Source organism: Aeromonas sp. s2, from assembly GCF_040907935.1.
Classification (GTDB): Bacteria; Pseudomonadota; Gammaproteobacteria; order Enterobacterales; family Aeromonadaceae; genus Aeromonas; species Aeromonas dhakensis.
In genome coordinates this window covers 149438-169104 of sequence record NZ_JBFOCR010000010.1, presented here as the reverse complement: position 1 = coordinate 169104, position 19667 = coordinate 149438, and the positions used below count along the sequence as shown (strand labels likewise).

Genomic DNA, 19667 nt, shown 5'->3' with positions numbered 1-19667 from the left:
TGGTGGTCGTTACTGGGATCGAACCAGTGACCCCCTCCTTGTAAGGGAGGTGCTCTCCCAGCTGAGCTAAACGACCTGGGATTCTGAAATGATGGTGGGTCGTGCTGGATTCGAACCAGCGACCAATTGATTAAAAGTCAACTGCTCTACCGACTGAGCTAACGACCCATCTAAATCATTTTTTACAAACTGGTGGTCGTTACTGGGATCGAACCAGTGACCCCCTCCTTGTAAGGGAGGTGCTCTCCCAGCTGAGCTAAACGACCTGGGAATTCATCTGGGCAAATTGGTGGGTCGTGTAGGGATCGAACCTACGACCAATTGATTAAGAGTCAACTGCTCTACCGACTGAGCTAACGACCCACACCTGACTTGCCTCTTTCACTGCCTGCCTTGGCAAACAGCTTAAAACTGGTGGTCGTTACTGGGATCGAACCAGTGACCCCCTCCTTGTAAGGGAGGTGCTCTCCCAGCTGAGCTAAACGACCTGGGAATTCTGTCTCCACCTGGTGGAGAAATGGTGGGTCGTGCTGGATTCGAACCAGCGACCAATTGATTAAAAGTCAACTGCTCTACCGACTGAGCTAACGACCCTCACCACGACCAGGACCAACTGCAATGCTGCACCGGCTCTGACGGCGGCCTATATTACGGATTTATCATCCTGGCGCAACAGAAAAATCTTAAATTCCATCTGTTTGTTCACTGCGCATACAAAGCGAGGCTGTATTTACAAGACTGTTACGAAAACAGTGACATGCGGCAAAGTTACAGCTTGCTCAAACTCTGCTTGGCCAGCTGGGCCGGCGAGGTGTTGGGATAGCCCTTGATCACCTGCTCATAGAAGTTCTTGGCTTCCGCCTTCTTGCCATCCAGTTGTGCCAGCATCCCCAGCTTCAACAGGGCGTCGGCTCGCTTGGGAGACTTGCTGAACTTGGTAGCCACAGTGGTGAACTGGGCGGCAGCGCCGGTCCGATCCCCCTTGTTGAACAGCAGCTGACCCAGCCAGTAATGGGCGTTGGGAACATAGCTGGAGCTCGGGAACTGCTTGATGAACCCTTCGAAGGCCGGAATTGCCTTGTCGTAGTTCTTCTCCTTGAGCACCATGTTCACGGCCGCATCATAGGCCTGATTCTCGTTCTGGTTGGTGGAATAGTTGGCCGCGGCGGCCGGCGTCGCGCTCGCAGCGGCGGCTGCCGGGGCTGCTGGTGTAGCGGCAGGCTGGCTGTTGGCCACCTTGTCGAGCTCCTGATAGAGCTGGCGCTGACGCTCCTGCGACTGTTCCATCTGGTAGGTCTGCTGCTCCAGCTGGCCACGCAGCTCGGAGACCTCCCCTTGCAGGGCATCCACCTGTTGCTGCAAATCGGCCTGCAGGCGCAGACGGGCGTTGAGCGTGCGTTCCAGCAGGGCAACCCTGTCTTCCAGGCTGCCGGTGGGCACGATGGCGCCGTTGTTGCCGCTTAGGACAACCCCGCCACCCGAGTCACCGCTCAGATCGCTCACCGGTGCCGCCGCTTGCGCATTCAGAGCAACCAATACGGCCAGCGCAACAGCAGCTTGCTTGTACACAGATTTCATTCGGATCAAACCTTAGCGTTTAGTGCAAATAAAACGGCCAGCGCCATCGTCGCTCGCTTATACAGATTTCATTCGGATCAAACCTTGGCGTTTAGTGCAAATAAAACGGCCATCGAAATGGCCGCTTGCATATAAACGAACTTCGTTCGATTCAAACCTTAGTAAACCAGGACCGCACGGCGGTTCTTGGCAAAGGCATCCTCGGTGTGAGACATATCCAGCGGCTTCTCTTCGCCATAGCTGACGATGGAGAGCTGCTCAGCCTGCACACCCAGGGTTTGCAGATACTTGGCAACAGCCTTGGCACGACGCTCGCCCAGCGCGATGTTGTACTCCGGAGTACCGCGCTCGTCGGCGTGGCCTTCGATCAGTACTTTGACGCTCGGGCGCTCACGCAGGTAGCTGGCGTGGGCATCCAGCAGGTCGGCGTATTGACCCTGGATGTCGTAACCGTCGAACGGGAAGTAGATCACGTTGTCACGCTGCAGCGCTTCGAACTTCTGACGCATCTGCTCTTCCGGGGACAACATGCCGTTCGCGCCACCGGTTTGTACACCGCCCATGCCGTCGGTCATGCCTGATTCGGCGCCAGCGGCGTCGGAATCAGAAGAGGAGCTACAAGCGGCCAGGGTGAACAGTGGCAGTGCGATGGCCAAACCCTTGAGCAGTTTATTGAGTTGCATGCTATTTCCTTAAACCTTTATAACAAAACAAAAAACAATTGGATTTTTATCAATTCAAGAAGGGCGACCAAGCTGGTGCACGAATTTCACCGCTACTGGTCGGAAGCACAGCCTTGAAGCGACCATCAGTCGACACCAATGCGAGACTCTTACGACCCTGATAGATGGTGGCATAAATGATCATGCTGCCATTGGGAGCCACACTTGGCGACTCATCCAGCGCGCTCTGGGTAAGGACCAGCAGGGCATTGTTTTCCATATCCTGACGGGCGATACGGTATTGCCCCTGAACCCGGGTCACCATCACCATGATTTTGCCATCAGGAGTAATGGACGCACCCTGGTTGGATTCACCTTCCCAGGTCATCCGGCGAGTCATGCCAGTCGCCAAATTTACGCTATAAATCTGGGGTTTGCCACCACGTTCAGAGGTGAACAGCAAATTTTGACCGTCCGGCATCCAGGAGGGTTCGGTGTCGATTACCCGGCTGGTTGTGACGCGGGTCAGCTGCTTGCTAGCAACATCAACGACATAGAGGTTCGGTGACCCGTCCTTGGAGAGAACGATAGCCAGACGACGACCATCCGGAGACCACTCCGGCGCCCCGTTGATGCCGCGGAAGCTGGTGATCAGGCTGCGCTGCTGGGTGTAGATGTCCTGCACGTAGATTTCGGATTTCTGGTTCTCGAAGCTCACGTAGGCCAGCTTGCTGCCGTCCGGCGACCAGGCCGGGGACATCAGCGGCTCGCGGGAACGCAGCAGGGTCTTCTCGTTGTAACCGTCGTAGTCGGAGATCCGCAGCTGATACGGGAACTGGGTACCCTGCTGCACGGAGACGTACGCCAGACGGGTCAGGAAGGCCCCGCGCTCGCCGGTCAGCCGCTCGTAGACGATGTCGGAGATGCGGTGGGCAAACTGGCGCATCTGGGCACCCGGGATGGTCGCCATCCGGCTGTCCAGGATGTAGCCATTGCTCTCGCCGCCCTGGGTCTTGGCCAGCTGGCCCTTGAGCACGTCGACCAGCTCGAAGTTGACCTTGTAGGTACCGTCGCCGACGGCGGCGATGGAACCGACCACCACGGCTTCGACACCTTGGGAGGCCCAGGGTGCGAAGTTGATTTCACCGCTGGAGCTCGGGGTCTGCGGCATCTGGCCACGGGCCAGCGGTCTGAACTTGCCGCTGCGCATCAGGTCGTTGGAGACCACTTCCGCGATGTCCTGCGGCAGCTGGCCATTGCCTTCCCACTTGAAGGGGGCGACGGCGATCGGCCGTGCACTGTCGATACCGCCAGTGATGACGATGTCCAAGGCCGCCTGGGCGCTCTGACCCAGCAACAAACAGCCAACCAAAGCAAAAAACACTTTTCTTATCATGGCTTAAACACTCGGTTCCAAAATAATGAGAGATTAACTTCCTTTCTCGGCAAGACGCTGCCAACCACCTTACTCGATCCCCTCGCCATCAGTGCTAGATGTTAGGTTCCAGCTTGAGGTTGAACTCCTTCAACATCTCGAACGCCGCAGGATCCTTGGGTACCGGCAACTGATTGGCCTTCAGTACGGCTGCTTTGCCGGAACGACATACCGCCGGGTCACCCTGGCCGTTATCTACCGAGATGACAAAGCCAGTGCTCGCAAGACGTACGCCGATAGTACATGTTTTGCCCCGCATGGTGGGATCCAAAATCATATATCGCTCAACAGTCGCCTTGATAAGCGCCGCATATTTGTCGACTTCACCCTTGGCCGCCGCCGATGCCGCCTGACTGCGGGCATTGGCCTCAGCCGCCAGCTGCTGCTGCATCATGTCTTCCATCTCTTTTTGCAGCTTGGCCTCCTCGGCCGCTTTGCGCTTGCGTTCAGCCGCGATCTTGGCCTGCTTGTCGGCCTCTGCCTTGGCTTTCTTCTCTGCGTCAGCTTTTGCCTTCTTGGCCGCCTCTTCCTTGGCTTTCTTCTCGGCTTCAGCCTTGGCCTTCTGCTCGGCCTCCGCCTTGGCTTTCTTGTCCGCTTCTGCCTTCGCTTTTTTCTCGGCTTCGGCTTTGGCTTTCTTCTCGGCTTCCGCTTTCTTGGCCTTGGCCTCCTCAGCCTTGGCCTTCTCTTCGGCCTCTTTCTTCTCTTGTTCCTTTTTCTTCTTCAGCGCCAGCGCCTTGCTCTCTTCTTCCGCGGCCTTGCGCTCGGCCTCCGCCTTCTTGGCCTTCTGCTCTTCGAGCTTGCGGGCTTCCTCGGCCTTCTGGGCCTTCTCTTCCGCCTGCTTCTGCTCGGCCTGCTTCTTCTGCTTCTCTACTTCGGCCTTGCGGGTGGCCTCCTCGGCCTCCTTGCGCTTGGCCTCTGCAATCCGCAACCGTTCCTGCTGCTGGGCCAGCTCGCGCTTGGCGATGTCCGTGTCTTCCTTATCCTTCTCTTTCTCTACCTTCTGCGGCTTGGGCTGAGCCTTCTGCTGCTGGATCTGCTTGGCCTGCTCGTTGAGGAAGTTCTCGTCGAGCATGACGGCATTGACGATCTGCCCCTTCGACTCGGGTCGCTTCGGTTTGCTGAAGTCGAGCCCGACAAACAGGATGATGCCGATGATCAGGTGCAGCAGAAGCGACGCGATGAGATAACCGGAAATACCACGCTTCACATCCATCTCCGTCAGTTCACCGGATCTGTCATCAGGCCGACCTGAGGCACACCGGCTTTCTTGAGGGCCACCATCAGCAGGATCACCTCTTCGTAGCGCACCGACTTGTCACCGGCCACCACCACGGGGGCGTTCTGGTTGATGGCCAGGTAACCCATGGCCTTCTCGGTGATGTACTGCTGCATCGCCTCGGGCGTCCCGCTCGGGACGGGTTCGTCTTCGGCCTCACCGGCCTTGATGACGTACTCGCCTTCGGTATTGACGCTGACGATGAAGGGCGGCTTGGCATCCTCCGGCAGTTGCTCGGACTCCGCCTGCGGCAGGTCAACCTTGACCCCTTGCGTGATCACGGGCGTCACCGCCATGAAGATGATAAGCAGCACCAGCATGACGTCGATATAGGGAACCACGTTGATCTCGGCCACCTTCTTGCGCCGGATCCGCTGATAGGTTTGCATTACTGATCACCCTGCTGCTGAGCAATTTGACGGTTCAGAATGGTGGTGAACTCGTCCATGAAATTGGCGTAGGCGTTCTCCAGCCGCTCGACCTTGTTGGAGAAGCGGTTGTAGAAGATAACGGCCGGGATGGCGGCAAACAGACCCATGGCGGTGGCGATCAGCGCCTCCGCGATACCGGGGGCCACCATCTGCAGGGTTGCCTGCTGCACCTGACCCAGGGCGATAAAGGCGTTCATGATCCCCCAGACGGTACCAAACAGACCGATATAGGGACTGATGGAGCCGATGGTAGCCAGGATCGGCAGGTTGGACTCGAGATCGTCCACCGCGCGGGAGAGGGAGACGCGCATGGCACGGTAGGTACCGTCCATCACCGCATCCTGACCACGGGCGCCGGCCTTGAGCAGACGGGCATACTCCTTGAAGCCGGAGTAGAAGATGTCTTCCATGCCTTCGATGTCGTCGCGGCGGGAAGAGGACTCCTGGTAGAGACGGTTGAGGTCGACTCCAGACCAGAATCTGTCTTCAAACTGCTCCGATGCGATATTGGCTGCCTTGATGGCCTTGGAGCGCTGGATGATCAGCGCCCAGGAGACGACCGACATGCCCATCAGGGTCATCATGACCAGTTTTACCAACAGGCTGGCTTGCCAAAACAGGCCAATAAACGAAATTTCAGCGTGCACTTAACAGCACTCCCTTCACATTTTCAGGTATTGCAACAGGTTTCATATGCGGATGACTGACACAGGCTATCTGTACCATGGCCTGGGTGATCAGTCGTCCATCAGCCGCCAGTATCCGTTGTGAGAAGCGCATGGAGGCGCGTTTCACTTCGGTCACTTGCGTCAATACAGTCAAAAGCTCATTAAAACGGGCCGCCGAGCGGAAATCGATCTCTGTTCGACTCACCACAAACGCGTACCCGGCGCCCAGCAGGACATCCTGTTCGATGCCGCCAGCACGCAGGAACTCGGTGCGAGCACGTTCCATAAACTTGAGATAATTGGCGTTGTAGACGATGCCCCCGGCATCGGTGTCTTCGTAGTAGACACGCACCGGAAACTCAGAGACTTCCCCCATAACAATCTGTGATCCATACGACAGTCAGATGGGGGGCTATCATAGCGCAGGGCTGAATAGGAAAGAAGCAGGGGGAAGCAGGGAAATCCTGCCTCCCCCCGTTTTTTATGAAAGGAAATAGCCTTGGGTCAGCCAGAGCCCGTACAACAAACTGGGCAAGGCGAGCCAGGGGGAAAACAGCACGCGACCGACGAGGCTGCGGGGATGGAATCCCAGCCCATGCATGACCCCGCAACAGACCGCCCACATCAGCCAGGGCGCCAGCCAGAGGCCATGTTCGCTGGTGTTGGCGGCCACCAGATTGGGGGCCTGTAAAATAGCGACGGCCAACAGGGCCGCCGCTACCAGCATCAACCCCTGCCAGGGTTGGCGCTCCAGGGGAGCAGCCAACCGGGCGAGTCGATCACTTGTTCTCATCGATCTGGCGATCCATGTTCTCGGTGTGTTCCAGCCACAGCGCATTGATGATGCCGAATGCACAAGCCAGCAGCAGACCCAGGATCCAGGTGAAATACCACATATCAGGGCACCTTCTTAGTAGAGCGATTGTTGGTTGTCTTCGATGTGCTTGCTGGTCACCCGGCCGAACATCTTGATGTAGGTCCACAGGGTATAACCCAGCACAATCGGTACGAAGATGGCGGCCGCTACCGTCATCACCCGCAGGGTGTTGAGAGAAGCGGTGGCATCCCACATGGTCAGGCTCAGTGACGGCTCAAGGCTTGAGGGCATCACGAACGGGAACATGGAGAAGCCGGCAGTCAGGATCACGCCGGCAATCGCCAGGGAGGAGCAGGTGAACGCCAGCCAGCCCTTGTTCAGCTTGGCAAACAGCGATGTCAGCAGGCTCATCGCCAGACCCAGCACGGGCGCCGCAACCGTCCAGGGATAGAGGCTGTAGTTGTTCATCCAGGCACCGGCCTGACGCACCACTTCCTTGTTCATCGGATTGGAGACGGCATCGGTCGCGGCGGCCTTGACCACCACATAGCCTTCCATGCCGCTGACCCAGAAACCGGCCAGTGCGAACAGCACCAGGGTCACCAGCGAGCAGATCATGGCGGCGGTGCGGGAGCGGGCCAGCACTTCACCATCGGTCTTCATCATCAGCCAGGTAGCGCCCTGGGTGACCAGCATGAACAGACTCACCAGACCGGCCAGCAGGCCGAACGGATTGAGCAGACCGAAGAAGTTGCCGTGATAGGTCAGCATCATGAACTGGTTGAAGTCGAACGGCACGCCCTGCAACAGGTTGCCGAACGCCACGCCAAACACGATGGGCGGTACCGCGCTACCAACAAACAGCGCCCAGTCCCAGTTGCTGCGCCACTTGGCATCTTCACGCAGGGAGCGGTACTTGAAACCGACCGGGCGGAAGAACAGGGCCATCAGGGTCAGGATCATGGCGATATAGAAGCCGGAAAAGGCTGCCGCATACACCATGGGCCAGGCTGCAAACAGGGCACCACCGGCGGTCACCAGCCAGACCTGGTTCCCTTCCCAGTGCGGGCCCATGGTGTTGAGCATCACCCGACGCTCAACATCTTTCTTGCCGACGAAGGGGAGCAGTGCGCCCACCCCCATATCGAAGCCGTCGGTGATGGCGAAGCCAATCAGCAGGACGCCGACCAGCACCCACCAGACCAGGCGCAACATTTCGTAATCAAACATGGGTTGCTCTCCTTATGCCTTGCTCTGTTCGAAGTGGTACTTGCCGGTCTTCAGGCTGCTTGGGCCCAGACGCGCGTACTTGAACATCAGGTACATCTCGATGATCAGCAGTACGGTGTAGAACAGGCAGATCCCGATAAGGGAGAACCAGATCTCGGAGGCCGGCACGTTGGAGGCCGAGACCGAGGTCGGCAACACTTCGGCGATGGTCCAGGGCTGACGACCGTATTCCGCGACGAACCAGCCACACTCGATGGCGATCCAGGGCAGCGGGATGCCGTACAGCAGCGCCTTGAGCAGCCACTTGCGCTCGCCGATCTTGTGACGGGTACTGTCATAGAAGGCCAGGCCAATCAGCACCAGCATCAGCATGCCGCAGGCAACCATGATGCGGAAGGCGAAGAACAGCGGCAGCACTTGCGGGATGGAGTCATCCACGGCGGCCTTGATCTGCTCGTCGGTGGCATCGGTCACGTTGGAGGTATAGCGCTTGAGCAGCAGACCGTAACCCAGATCCTGCTTCACTTCGTCGAAGCGGGCGCGGGTATCGTCAGACTTGTCGCCGGACTGCAGCTTGGTCAGCAGGTCGTAGGCGGTCATGCCGTTGCGCACGCGCAGCTCGTGCTCGCTCTTCAGATCCTTGAGACCGGTCACCTGGCCGTCCAGCGAACGGGTAGCGATGATGCCAAGGGCATAAGGGATCTTGATGGCGTAGTCGGTGCGCATCTCTTCCTGGTTCGGGATGCCGAACAGGGTAAAGGAGGCTGGCGCAGGTTCGGTGTTCCACTCGGCCTCGATGGCCGCCAGTTTCACCTTCTGCACTTCACCCGTCTCGTAGCCGGACTCGTCACCGAGGATCAGCACGGAGAGGATGGACGCCATGCCGAATGCGGCCGCGATGGCGAAGGAGCGACGGGCGAAGGCCACGTCACGATGCTTGAGCAGGTAATAGGAAGAGATGCCCAGCACGAACATGGCGCCTGTGGTATAGCCTGCCGCCACTGTGTGGACGAACTTCACCTGGGCAACCGGGTTGAACACCAGATCGGCGAAGCTCACCATCTCCATGCGCATGGTTTCGAAGTTGAACTCGGCACCGACCGGGTTCTGCATCCAGCCGTTGGCAACCAGGATCCAGAGCGCGGAGAGGTTGGTCCCGAGCGCCATCAACCAGGTCGCAGCCAGGTGCTGACGCTTGGAGAGCCGATCCCAGCCGAAGAAGAACATACCGACGAAGGTGGATTCCAGGAAGAATGCCATCAGACCTTCAATGGCCAGCGGGGCCCCGAAGATATCGCCGACATAGTGGGAATAGTAGGCCCAGTTGGTACCAAACTGGAACTCCATGGTCAGCCCTGTGGTGACCCCGAGGGCAAAGTTGATACCAAACAACTTGCCCCAGAACTTGGTCATGTCCCGGTAGACAGGGTTGTTGGTCATCACATAGACAGACTCCATGATCGCCAGAATGAAGGCCATTCCGAGCGTCAGGGGCACAAACAGGAAGTGATAAAGGGCCGTCGCAGCGAATTGGAACCGCGATAGGTCTACCACATGCTCAGCAATCATGATGTTTCCTCACCGATTATTGGCACGGCTATTTTAAGTTTTAAGACAAAGCTTCCGTTGGAAGTCCCCGAATTATCGGTCATGTTCCAGTTTTGCACTGACGACCGGATTCGACTGCCACCACATTAACAACAAGGCAATAATAGGGAACAAAAAAAGCTAATGTTTAACAATTGCAAAACAATCAAGCTTGCTTTATTCCTGCCCATAATGACCTGAGTTTTATATCACCTTTATTTGATTGAAATCAATGTAAAACCACCATCAATACATGCCTTTCAAAGGCATTTTCACGACCCTTTCCATTTATTTTAGAGAGCTGGGTCACAAAAAAATAAAAATCGCAAATCATTGATTTAAATCAACTTTAATCTTGAAGCAAATAAGTAATGCTTCTGTTAAAAAACAACTCTCAAGGGTGTTTTCATCATGTTTCCCTCGCTTGTCCCCAGCCAGAATAAAACTAATTAAAAACCAATAAAAACGCATATCCATGCTAATTCGACAAGACCACCAAATGATTAGTTAATCTAATCTGAGATGGGTAATTTTTCTTGTTTGTCCGAGTCCGACAGAGCTCCTACAATGCGCCTCGCAGTGAGGGCATACCCTTGGATACAGGCCGGTCAATCTGGGTTCCCGGTACGTATTCGATGAACATTTCGAACCTGTTTATTGGAATTAAAGATGAAAAAGTTTGTTGCTAAAACCATCCGTTACTACAAGCTTTCGTTCGTTCAGCTCTATCAAATGAACCGACTCTGAGGCCTCGCGACGGCTCACTCTGTTTTTTACCGGTCTGTCTCCAGACGCACTCACTGTCTGTGAACATCCATCCTGAATTGTCTTTGCCCACCGCCTCCGCAGTGGGCTTTTTTTTGCCCGGATAACAAAAAACCGCCCTTGAAGGCGGTTTTTTGTTCAATCAGCTGTTTTTACCCTTCATCTGGCCGTTGCAGGCCAAAATGCGCATAAGCTCTTGGTGTCGCGATCCGCCCTCTTGGTGTACGTTGCAGGAAGCCCTGCTGGATCAGATAGGGTTCGAGCACATCTTCGATGGTGTCCTTCTCCTCGCCGATAGCCGCAGCCAGGTTGTCGAGCCCCACCGGCCCCCCCAGAAACTTGTCTATGACAGCCAACAATAGCTTGCGGTCCATGAAGTCGAACCCTTCGTTATCCACGTCCAGCATGTCCATGGCTCGGGCCGCTATGGGTCCGTCAATCCGGCCATCGGATTTCACCTGGGCAAAATCCCGCACCCGGCGCAACAAACGGTTAGCAATTCGCGGCGTCCCGCGCGAGCGACGCGCCACCTCCAGCGCACCGTCTTCCGTCATGTCGAGCCCGAGGCAACGGGCGCTGCGGGCAACGATGTCGGTCAGATCCCTGACGTTGTAGAACTCGAGGCGCTGCACGATACCGAAGCGATCCCGTAGCGGGCTGGTGAGAGAGCCGGCCCGGGTCGTCGCGCCGATCAGGGTGAAGGGGGGCAGGTCAAGCTTGATGGAGCGAGCCGCCGGCCCCTCACCAATCATGATGTCGAGCTGGTAATCCTCCATCGCCGGGTAGAGAACCTCCTCCACCACAGGGCTGAGGCGGTGGATCTCGTCGATGAACAGCACGTCGTTCGGCTCGAGGTTGGTGAGCAGCGCCGCCAGATCGCCGGCCTTCTCCAGCACGGGACCGGAGGTGGTCTTGATGTTGACCCCCATCTCGTTGGCCACTATGTTGGCCAGCGTCGTCTTGCCAAGCCCGGGCGGGCCGAAGATCAGCAGGTGATCGAGCGCCTCGCCGCGCTGGCGCGCAGCCGCGATGAAGATCTCCATCTGTTCGCAGACCGGATCCTGGCCGGTGTAATCGGCCAGCAGCTTGGGCCGGATGGCCCGATCGATGACTTCTTCCTCACGCCCGCCAGCGGCGGAAATGAGGCGATCCGCTTCAATCATTCTTTACCTCACACCAGGCTGCGCAGCGCTTCACGGATGATATCTTCCACCGACATGCCATCCACCGCGACCTTGCTGACGATCTGGCTGGCCTGCTGCGGCTTGTAGCCGAGCGCCACCAGCGCACTGGCGGCCTCTTCGCTCGAATCTGGCGCCCGCAGGGCACTCTCCTTCGCGGGCAGGGTGATCTCGGCCGGCGAGAAGAGATCGTGGCTGACCCACCCCTTGAGCCTGTCCTTCATCTCCACCACCAGTCGCTCGGCGGTCTTCTTGCCAACCCCTGGCAACTTGACCAGGGAGCTTATCTCCTCGCGCTCGACACTCAGCACGAACTGGGTGGCGGTCATGCCGGAGAGGATGGCCAGCGCCAGCTTGGGGCCGACCCCGTTGGTCTTGATCAGCTCGCGAAACAGCGCCCGCTCCTGCTTGTGATTGAAGCCGTACAGCAGTTGGGCGTCTTCCCGCACCACGAAGTGGGTGTGAATGACCGCTTCCTTGCCGATCTCGGGCAGATCATAGAAGCAGCTCATGGGCATGTGCACCTCATAGCCCACGCCCCCGACCTCCAGCAATACCTCGGGGGGTTGTTTCTCAATGACTACGCCTCTCAAGCGACCAATCACGGCTCTCTCCTCGCCAAACCAGCTATCTGTAAATTGGCTCATAGCATAAAGAATAACTGGATAAGTATCCAGCATAGGGCGGCTGGACCGCAGCGGATTTTCAGCACACTCGCGCGTTCCAAGCCATGCTTGGATCCGAGCCGGGCAACAACTTTATTTTCCATCTGGCATGGCATTTTGTTGCCACTGATAAAACACTAAATTGGGTTTGTTTGGAGCCAAGGAAGGTCCTTAATCATGAAAATCGTCACCACATCGAACCTGGGGCTGGCCATTCTGCTCAGCTGCACGCTGGGCATGGGCGTCGTCGGCTGGTATGGCAGCCAGCGGCTGGCGGATCTGCTCTCCTATGTGCTGGGTGCCGCCTGGCAGACTGCAGACGGCGCCATGGAGGGCTCCATCGAGCTCGGCAACCAGTCGCTCTACATCCAGAAGATGCTCAGAGGCATGTCCCTCGACGAGCAGGAGCTGCAGCAGGCCAGAACCGCCACCACCGACGCCATGCGCCGGGTGGGCGAAGGCCGGCTCATCGATGACGCCGCCATCAACACCATGAACCAGCAGCATCAGGTCTACCAGCAGCAGCAGGAACAGCTGCTGGCGCTCTACCAGACGTTTACCCGCCTCGATCAGGCGCTGCGCGCCAGCTCTGAACGCATGTCCCGCCTCTCGACCCAGCTCGAGGTGGTGGGTGATGGCGCGGTCGAGAGCCTCACCCAGTCACCGGATCAGGCCATCAGCTGGAATGGCGGCCTGGCAACCCGCTGGCACGCGGCCGATGGCGGCATGGAGGCCAATATAGGCTTCCTGCGTCAGCTCTATGCGCTGGAGAAGATGCAGAGCGAAGGGCTCACCCCCGCCATCCAGAACGAGATGGAGGAGGCGACCCGCTTCTACCGGGAGGCGGTCGACGCCATGCTGGCCAGCGGACTGTTTGATGTGCCCGCGGAGGGGGAGTTTGCCGGCCAGTCGCTGGCAACCCAGTATCGGGCGCTGGAAACCGAGGTTCAGCAATTGATGGTGCAGTGGATGGCAGCCCTTGGCGAATATCAACGCCAGCTGACCAGCTATGAGCGCAGCGCCGATCAGCTCAAGAAATTGCTGGTCGACGTGGAGGCAAAGGGCGATGCCACGGTCGAGGATCAGGTTGGTCAGCTCAACACCATCATCAACCATACCAAGAGTCTGATCCTGGGCGGCCTGCTGTTCAGCCTGCTGATCGTGACCCTGTGCGGCTTCTGGCTGGTGCGCGCCATCGTGCGGCCCCTGCTGCAGGTCAATCGGCGCATGCAGGACATCGCAGCCGGTGAAGGGGATCTCAACGCCCGCATCAACCTCAGGCGTGACGACGAAATCGGCTCGCTGGCCGGCAGCGTGGATCGCTTCATCGAGAAGCTGCAGAAGATGATCAGCTCCACCATGGACAACAACCAGCACATCAGCGAGCACGTGCACACCTCGGTCAACCGGGTTCAGGCCATCAGCCAGAGCAGCCGCCAGACGGCCGAACATGCCCAGGCGCTGCACCATGACAGCGAGCAGATGGTGCAGGTGGCCACCACCATCTCGGACAACTGCAGCCTGGCGGCGCAAAATGCCAACGAGGTGCGCCAGCTCACCACCGAGAGCAGTCAGTATGTCTCCTCCGCCAGCGCGGGCATGCAGCGGGTGGTGATGGAGGTGGGCGAATGCGCCACCGCCATCAACGCCCTCAAGGAGCAGGCCAGCCAGATAGGCCAGATCATCTCCACCATCAGCGGCATTTCCGAGCAGACCAATCTGCTGGCGCTCAACGCCGCCATCGAGGCCGCCCGGGCCGGCGAGATGGGCCGCGGCTTTGCGGTGGTGGCCGACGAAGTGCGCACCCTGGCCAATCGCACCGCCTCCTCCAGCGCCGAGATCAACGAGGTGATCAACAGCATCCAGCAGCAGACCGAAACCGCCTACCTGATGATGCAGCGCAACCTGAAGACGGTGGAGTCGGACATGGCGGATTCCGACAACACCAAGCAGATCCTGTTCAAGGTGGAGGGCGCCATCGACCACCTGGCGGACATGGTACAGCAGGTGGCGGATGCCACCGGCCAGCTCTCCCATACCCTGAGCCACACCTCGGACAAGGTCTCCGGCATCAGCCAGCAGGCCCAGACTGGCGAGCAGGAGGCGCAGGAGTGTCTGCAACTGGCCTCCTCTCTCCATCAGGCCAGCCTGCTGCAACAGCGGTTGCTGTCGCAATTTCGGGTCTGACCGCAGCGGGGGCGATGCCCCCGCTTTCTCCCATCGTACGAATTTAGCCCTTGGGCCGCAGGGCCCGTCCTGTTAAAATTCCGCTCTTGAAATTATCCAGGGCCCCGCCGCCCGTCTTAGCTAAGGTCTACCGCGATGCGTACCAGCCAATATCTGCTTTCCACTCTCAAGGAAACCCCGTCCGACGCCGAGATCATCAGCCATCAGCTGATGCTGCGCGCCGGCATGATCCGCAAACTGGCCTCCGGCATGTATGCCTGGCTGCCGTCCGGTCTGCGGGTTCTGAAAAAAATCGAGAACATTGTTCGCGAAGAGATGAACAATGCTGGTGCCATCGAGGTCTCCATGCCGGTGGTTCAGCCCGCCGAGCTGTGGCAGGAGTCCGGCCGCTGGGATGACTACGGTCCCGAGCTGTGCCGTCTGACCGACCGTCACAACCGTCCCTTCGTACTGGGCCCGACCCACGAAGAGGTGATCACCGCGCTGATCCGTTACGAAGTGAACAGCTACAAGCAGTTGCCGCTGAATCTGTACCAGATCCAGACCAAGTTCCGCGACGAAGTTCGTCCCCGTTTCGGCGTGATGCGTGGCCGCGAGTTCCTGATGAAGGACGCCTACTCCTTCCACATCGACAAGGCCTCCCTGGTCGATACCTACGAGAAGATGCACGCCGCCTACTGCAAGGCGTTCACCCGCATGGGTCTGAACTTCCGTCCGGTGCAGGCCGATACCGGCTCCATCGGTGGTACCGGCTCCCACGAATTCCAGGTGCTGGCCGAGAGCGGTGAAGACCTGATCGCCTTCTCCGACAGCTCCGATTACGCCGCCAACATCGAGATGGCCGAGGCGCTGGCGCCGGCTGGCGAGCGCGCCGCTGCCACCGCAGCCCTGACCAAGGTTGCGACCCCGAACGTCCACACCATCGATGAAGTGGCCGCCTTCCTGAGCGTGGCCCCGAGCACCGTCGCCAAGACCCTGCTGGTGCTGGGTGAAGCGGACGAGCACGGCAACCAGGCCGTCATCGCGCTGGTGCTGCGTGGCGACCACGAGCTGAACGAAATCAAGGCCGAGAAGCTGCCGGGTGTCGCCAACCCGCTGACCTTCGCCAATGACGAGCAGATCAAGGCAGCCGCCGGCTGTGATGCTGGCTCTATCGGCCCGGTCGGCTTTGCCGGTCGCATCATCGCCGATCGCAGCGCCGCCCACCTGGCTGACTTCGTCTGTGGCGCCAACGAGACCGGCTTCCACCTGACCGGTGCCAACTGGGATCGCGACATCACCACCTATGAAGTTGCCGACCTGCGCAACGTGGTGGAAGGCGACCCGAGCCCGTGCGGCCAGGGCAAGCTGCTGCTCAAACGCGGCATCGAAGTGGGCCACATCTTCCAGCTGGGTACCAAGTACTCCGAAGCCATGAAGGCGAGCGTGCTGAACGAAGGCGGCAAGTCCGTCACCATGGAGATGGGTTGCTACGGCATCGGGGTTTCCCGCCTGGTGGCTGCCGCCATCGAGCAGAACAACGACCAGTACGGCATCATCTGGCCGGACGCCATCGCCCCGTTCGAAGTGGCCATCGTACCGATGAACATGCACAAGTCCGTGCGCGTCGCCGAGCTGGCCGAGCAGTTCTACGCCGAGCTGAAGGCCGCCGGTGTCGACGTGCTGTTCGACGACCGTAAAGAGCGTCCGGGCGTGATGTTCGCCGACATGGAGCTGCTGGGCGTGCCGCACGGCATCGTCATCGGCGAGCGCGGCATGGACAACGGCGTGGTGGAGTACAAGTGCCGCCGCACCGGCGAGAAGCAGGAAGTGGCCATCAGCGACATCGTCGCCATGCTCAAGGCCAAGCTGGGCCGTTAATCCCGCCCCTTGCAGGTATAAAAAAGCGCGCCGATGGCGCGCTTTTTGTTTCTGTATTCTGACGATGGCAACCGGATGACGGCGGCCTTTTGTCAGGGATTGCGACCGATAAAGAGATCGGTCACGTGGCAGCTGCTTCTGGCTTCCAGTGCATCCAGCATGTAGGCGGCGGCATCTTCCGGGGTCATGAAGCCGCTGCTGTCCACGTGATCCGAGTTGTCCCAGAATTCACTGCGGATCCCGCTCGGATAGAGGTTCACCAGCCGCAGCGGCGAGCCCTTCAGCTCGGCCCGCAAGGATTCGAGAAAGCCGCGCATCCCCCATTTGGAGGCGCAGTAGAGACTCTCGTTGGCCTTGCCCACCTGGGCGGCGGAAGAGAGCACATTGGCCAGCACCCCGCCCTTGTCGCCGATGAGGCGCACCGTCTGCTGGGCCACCAGAATGGTGGAGATGAGATTGCTCTCCACCACCCGGCGGATCTGCTCGGCGGTATAGACGCCGACCGGGCCGAACTCGCCCACGCCGGCGCAATGCAGCACCAGCTCGGGCAGGCCGCCCCACTCCACCGCGGCGGCAAAGGCGACATCCACTTCCTCATGGTGCGCCAGATCGGCGGCAATGCCGATCACCGCCTTGCCGAGCAAGGCTTCCTGCTCCTGCAGCTTCTGATAACGACGCCCCATCATGGAAACCTGATGGCCCCGTTCAACCAGACCTATGGTCAAGGCGCGGCCCAAGCCGGATCCCGCCCCCGTCACTATGATATGACCCATGTTCGTTCCTCGCCGGATGCCGCCATCGGGATGATGAGGGCATCGTCACCAGAGATTGCCAGTATTTAGAAGGTGAATTCGCCGCCGATGAACCAGCCGTCTACCCGCTGGTCAACGCGATCGAAGTCCATGCTCGCATCACGCCAGCCGGCACGCACCTTGAGCGGTACGGTCGCGAACTTGTAGGAGCCACCCAGACGGTAGTCGTAGTTGTCGGCATCCTGCACGCGGGCATCGCCGAAGGCGGCAAAGCCGGTACCCGGGATGCGCAGTTCGGCGCCGGTGTAGGCCATCAGCACGTCCTTGTCATAGGAGTAGTGCTGGGTGTTAAAATCGCCATCGTAGCGACGACCGGTCAGACCCAGGTCGATCTGGAACAGATCGTTGTTGAACAGGCGATAGTAGAGGCTCAGGTCATAGGCCATCAGATCGTTGTTGAGGGCGCCGCCGCTGGTGCCGAAATCGGAGATCTCGAACTTGGCGTTGGGCAGCAGGATGATGCCGTGCTCCAGTTGCAGGTAGCCGCTCCAGTTGTAGTTCTCGTCGTAGCTGCCGTTGGCCCCGACACCGTTGATCTGGCCGCTGCCCTGAGCATTCCATACATCGGCACCGGCGGCAAAACGCCAGTCATCGGCAGCCATGGCAGCCTGGCTGAACAGGGCCAGCACACAACCGGCAATCAAGGTCTTCTTCATCACGTTACTCTCTTGTTGGACTGGAAAGGCCATCATTTTACCCAGAGCGACGGGAATACACAGTGTAAAAAGCTGAACAAGCGTCCATTAATGTCAGTGCTGCATGCCCGCCATGGGTTCAACCGGCTTCACCGGCAGGCTCAGCTCCAGCTGCTGGCCATCATCCATGGTCAGCGTCAGCGGGAAAGGGGTGCCCTGGGAGAGCTCGCGCACCTCGAACAGCATGATGTGGAAGCTGCCGGGCTTGAGCGCCACTTCCCCCTTGGCCGGCACCTCTATGCTCTCGACCTGGCGCATCCTCATCACGCCGTTCTCGTGCAGATGGGTGTGCAACTCGGCGCGGCCCACCTCGGGCGAGGCGGCGGCCACCAGCTTGACCGGCTGGTCTGCATCATTCTTCAGCACCAGGAAGGCGGCGGTGTTGGGCGAGCCCGGCGGCAGCAGGCGCACATAACCGTCGACGGCCTCGACCTTGGCCAGGGCGGGAGCGGCCAGTCCCAGGGCCAGCAGGGAATAGAACGCACGTTTAAACATGGTTGAAATCCTTTTATGATGTTGTTAAACGCAACAAAGCTTACCGCAGCGGTAAGCCTTTGACAGCCAGCAATAACAAGGATTTAGACATGGACCCCATTATCATTGCCGAGCAGCAGGATGGCTTGCTCACCTTAACCCTCAATCGCCCCGACAAGCGCAACGCCCTCAATACCGCCATGTATCGTGCGCTCACCGAGGCATTGCGGCAAGCGACGGCGGATGACGCCATCCATGCCCTGCTCATTCAGGGACAGCCAGACTGCTTCACCGCCGGCAATGATCTGGCCGACTTCATGGGCAAGACGGGACTGGATCCCGACGACCCCATCCTGCAATTTCTGCACACCCTGGCCGACTTCCCCAAACCGGTGATCGCCGCGGTCGGCGGCGCAGCGGTCGGCATCGGCACTACCCTGCTGCTGCACTGCGATCTGGTCTATCTGGCCGACAATGCCCGTCTGCAACTGCCCTTCGTCGAGCTGGGGCTGGTGCCGGAGTTTGCCTCCAGCCTGCTGCTGCCGCGCAGCGTGGGTCACCTGAAGGCAGCGGAGCTGTTGCTGCTGGCCGAAGCCATCGATGCCGACGAGGCGCTGCGGCTCGGGCTCGCCAACCGGGTGCTGACGGCCGAAGCCCTGCTCCCCTTTGCCAGGGAGCAGGGTCTGAAGCTGGCGGCCAAGGCGCCCGGGGCGCTGCAAAAGAGCAAGGCGCTGCTCAAACAGGAGCTCAGGCAGGCGGTGCACTTCGTCATCGATCTGGAGGCGCGCGCCTTCTCCCTCGCCCTGCAGGGGGAAGAGGCGCAGATGCGGATCGCCCAGCGCCTCAAGGGCCGTAAATGATCCTCAGTTGAGGCGAAAACGGCCGATCAGCTCGCAGCCCTGCACCTGGTCCTGCAACTGGATCAGGCGGGCGATGTCTGGATTGGGGTGACGCTTGAGGAAAGAGAGCAGCGCCGCCCGGCAGCAGCCCAGTTCACTGATGAGGGATTCACACTCCCGGTTCGGACACTGGGGCACCAGCGCAGTGACCAGCTCGGAGGCCAGCTTGAGGTAGCGCAGCTCGTAGGCCGGCTCCTCCATGGCGCGCCAGAAATCGGCCAGCCGGTGGCAGGTCGCCACCCGCATGCTGGCCAGTTCATCCAGATCGCCGTCACTCAGTTCATACACCTCGGCGAGGGCCTGTTGATAGAGGCAGATGGCGGTGCCGAGCGCGCCGGCGCCCAGCGCATTTTCAGCCTCCAGCATGTAACGCTGCCAGATTTTATGGGTCATGCCGATCTCCCAGGTTGATGGGTGGGACTTTTATCATGCCCAGTTGAGAATG

The 19667-nt window shown here is 59.2% G+C and carries 20 protein-coding genes and 6 tRNA genes; 3 read left to right on the top strand and 23 right to left on the bottom strand.

Features of this window, described 5'->3' with window-relative positions:
* The 19 genes from AB5Y81_RS09315 to ruvA form a co-directional block, all read right to left on the bottom strand.
* A tRNA-Val gene (locus AB5Y81_RS09315) sits at positions 1 to 76 on the bottom strand.
* A 16-nt stretch (positions 77 to 92) separates the two neighbouring features.
* A tRNA-Lys gene (locus AB5Y81_RS09310) sits at positions 93 to 168 on the bottom strand.
* Positions 169 to 190: 22 nt separating this feature from the next.
* A tRNA-Val gene (locus AB5Y81_RS09305) sits at positions 191 to 266 on the bottom strand.
* Positions 267 to 287: 21 nt separating this feature from the next.
* Positions 288 to 363: transfer RNA gene (locus AB5Y81_RS09300), tRNA-Lys, on the bottom strand.
* A 49-nt stretch (positions 364 to 412) separates the two neighbouring features.
* Positions 413 to 488 (bottom strand) — tRNA-Val (locus AB5Y81_RS09295).
* A 30-nt stretch (positions 489 to 518) separates the two neighbouring features.
* Positions 519 to 594, bottom strand: a tRNA-Lys gene (locus AB5Y81_RS09290).
* Between the two features lie 174 nt (positions 595 to 768).
* Positions 769 to 1578 (bottom strand): tol-pal system protein YbgF, encoded by an 810-nt coding sequence (ybgF, locus tag AB5Y81_RS09285; protein WP_026139218.1) that lies wholly within the window; start codon positions 1576 to 1578, stop codon positions 769 to 771.
* 158 nt (positions 1579 to 1736) lie between these two features.
* Positions 1737 to 2261 carry a peptidoglycan-associated lipoprotein Pal gene (gene pal / locus AB5Y81_RS09280; protein WP_005304908.1) on the bottom strand — a complete coding sequence of 175 codons (525 nt, stop codon included), beginning with the start codon at positions 2259 to 2261 and terminating at the stop codon, positions 1737 to 1739.
* A gap of 49 nt (positions 2262 to 2310) precedes the next feature.
* Positions 2311 to 3636, bottom strand: coding sequence for a Tol-Pal system beta propeller repeat protein TolB (gene tolB / locus AB5Y81_RS09275; protein WP_010636193.1), 1326 nt, complete (start codon positions 3634 to 3636; stop codon positions 2311 to 2313).
* A gap of 94 nt (positions 3637 to 3730) precedes the next feature.
* Positions 3731 to 4888, bottom strand: coding sequence for a cell envelope integrity protein TolA (tolA, locus tag AB5Y81_RS09270; protein ID WP_017765796.1), 1158 nt, complete (start codon positions 4886 to 4888; stop codon positions 3731 to 3733).
* 5 nt (positions 4889 to 4893) lie between these two features.
* Entirely contained in the window at positions 4894 to 5340 is a 447-nt protein-coding gene (gene tolR / locus AB5Y81_RS09265; protein ID WP_005304918.1) for a protein TolR, read from the bottom strand.
* Positions 5340 to 6029: a protein TolQ gene (gene tolQ / locus AB5Y81_RS09260; RefSeq protein ID WP_005304921.1), complete on the bottom strand. Its 690-nt coding sequence runs from the start codon at positions 6027 to 6029 to the stop codon at positions 5340 to 5342. Before tolQ ends, tolR begins: the two co-directional genes overlap by 1 nt.
* Entirely contained in the window at positions 6019 to 6426 is a 408-nt protein-coding gene (gene ybgC, locus AB5Y81_RS09255; RefSeq protein WP_005304924.1) for a tol-pal system-associated acyl-CoA thioesterase, read from the bottom strand. Before ybgC ends, tolQ begins: the two co-directional genes overlap by 11 nt.
* 105 nt (positions 6427 to 6531) lie before the next feature.
* A complete protein-coding gene (locus tag AB5Y81_RS09250) occupies positions 6532 to 6843 on the bottom strand; it encodes a cyd operon YbgE family protein (RefSeq protein WP_041203211.1) in 312 nt (103 codons plus the stop codon).
* Entirely contained in the window at positions 6830 to 6946 is a 117-nt protein-coding gene (gene cydX, locus AB5Y81_RS09245; protein ID WP_005304933.1) for a cytochrome bd-I oxidase subunit CydX, read from the bottom strand. The genes AB5Y81_RS09250 and cydX overlap by 14 nt, the downstream gene beginning before the upstream one ends.
* Before the next feature lie 14 nt (positions 6947 to 6960).
* Positions 6961 to 8097, bottom strand: coding sequence for a cytochrome d ubiquinol oxidase subunit II (gene cydB / locus AB5Y81_RS09240; protein WP_279485272.1), 1137 nt, complete (start codon positions 8095 to 8097; stop codon positions 6961 to 6963).
* 12 nt (positions 8098 to 8109) lie between these two features.
* Complete coding sequence (gene cydA, locus AB5Y81_RS09235; protein WP_005304948.1) at positions 8110 to 9666, bottom strand: cytochrome ubiquinol oxidase subunit I; 1557 nt, start codon at positions 9664 to 9666, stop codon at positions 8110 to 8112.
* A gap of 935 nt (positions 9667 to 10601) precedes the next feature.
* Entirely contained in the window at positions 10602 to 11612 is a 1011-nt protein-coding gene (gene ruvB, locus AB5Y81_RS09230) for a Holliday junction branch migration DNA helicase RuvB (RefSeq protein ID WP_005304949.1), read from the bottom strand.
* 8 nt (positions 11613 to 11620) lie between these two features.
* On the bottom strand, positions 11621 to 12235 hold the full coding sequence (gene ruvA, locus AB5Y81_RS09225; protein ID WP_005304953.1) for a Holliday junction branch migration protein RuvA: 615 nt from the start codon (positions 12233 to 12235) through the stop codon (positions 11621 to 11623).
* A 237-nt stretch (positions 12236 to 12472) separates the two neighbouring features.
* Here ruvA and AB5Y81_RS09220 point away from each other — a divergent pair, with 237 nt between their 5' ends.
* Positions 12473 to 14482 (top strand): methyl-accepting chemotaxis protein, encoded by a 2010-nt coding sequence (locus AB5Y81_RS09220; protein WP_279485271.1) that lies wholly within the window; start codon positions 12473 to 12475, stop codon positions 14480 to 14482.
* A gap of 135 nt (positions 14483 to 14617) precedes the next feature.
* A complete protein-coding gene (locus tag AB5Y81_RS09215) occupies positions 14618 to 16342 on the top strand; it encodes a proline--tRNA ligase (protein WP_017787582.1) in 1725 nt (574 codons plus the stop codon).
* A gap of 92 nt (positions 16343 to 16434) precedes the next feature.
* On the opposite strand, the gene AB5Y81_RS09210 is transcribed toward AB5Y81_RS09215, so the two are convergent.
* From AB5Y81_RS09210 to AB5Y81_RS09200, 3 genes are all read right to left on the bottom strand, one after another.
* On the bottom strand, positions 16435 to 17115 hold the full coding sequence (locus AB5Y81_RS09210; RefSeq protein WP_005304962.1) for an SDR family oxidoreductase: 681 nt from the start codon (positions 17113 to 17115) through the stop codon (positions 16435 to 16437).
* Between the two features lie 65 nt (positions 17116 to 17180).
* Positions 17181 to 17810, bottom strand: coding sequence for a TIGR04219 family outer membrane beta-barrel protein (locus AB5Y81_RS09205; RefSeq protein WP_010636188.1), 630 nt, complete (start codon positions 17808 to 17810; stop codon positions 17181 to 17183).
* Between the two features lie 93 nt (positions 17811 to 17903).
* Positions 17904 to 18344: a copper chaperone PCu(A)C gene (locus AB5Y81_RS09200; RefSeq protein WP_010636187.1), complete on the bottom strand. Its 441-nt coding sequence runs from the start codon at positions 18342 to 18344 to the stop codon at positions 17904 to 17906.
* Positions 18345 to 18433: 89 nt separating this feature from the next.
* On the opposite strand from AB5Y81_RS09200, the gene AB5Y81_RS09195 reads away from it, so the two are divergent.
* Positions 18434 to 19183 carry an enoyl-CoA hydratase-related protein gene (locus AB5Y81_RS09195; protein ID WP_043171424.1) on the top strand — a complete coding sequence of 250 codons (750 nt, stop codon included), beginning with the start codon at positions 18434 to 18436 and terminating at the stop codon, positions 19181 to 19183.
* A gap of 3 nt (positions 19184 to 19186) precedes the next feature.
* Here AB5Y81_RS09195 and AB5Y81_RS09190 read toward each other — a convergent pair whose 3' ends face one another.
* Positions 19187 to 19615 (bottom strand): DUF2753 family protein, encoded by a 429-nt coding sequence (locus tag AB5Y81_RS09190; RefSeq protein ID WP_279485270.1) that lies wholly within the window; start codon positions 19613 to 19615, stop codon positions 19187 to 19189.
* Positions 19616 to 19667 lie beyond the last annotated feature (52 nt).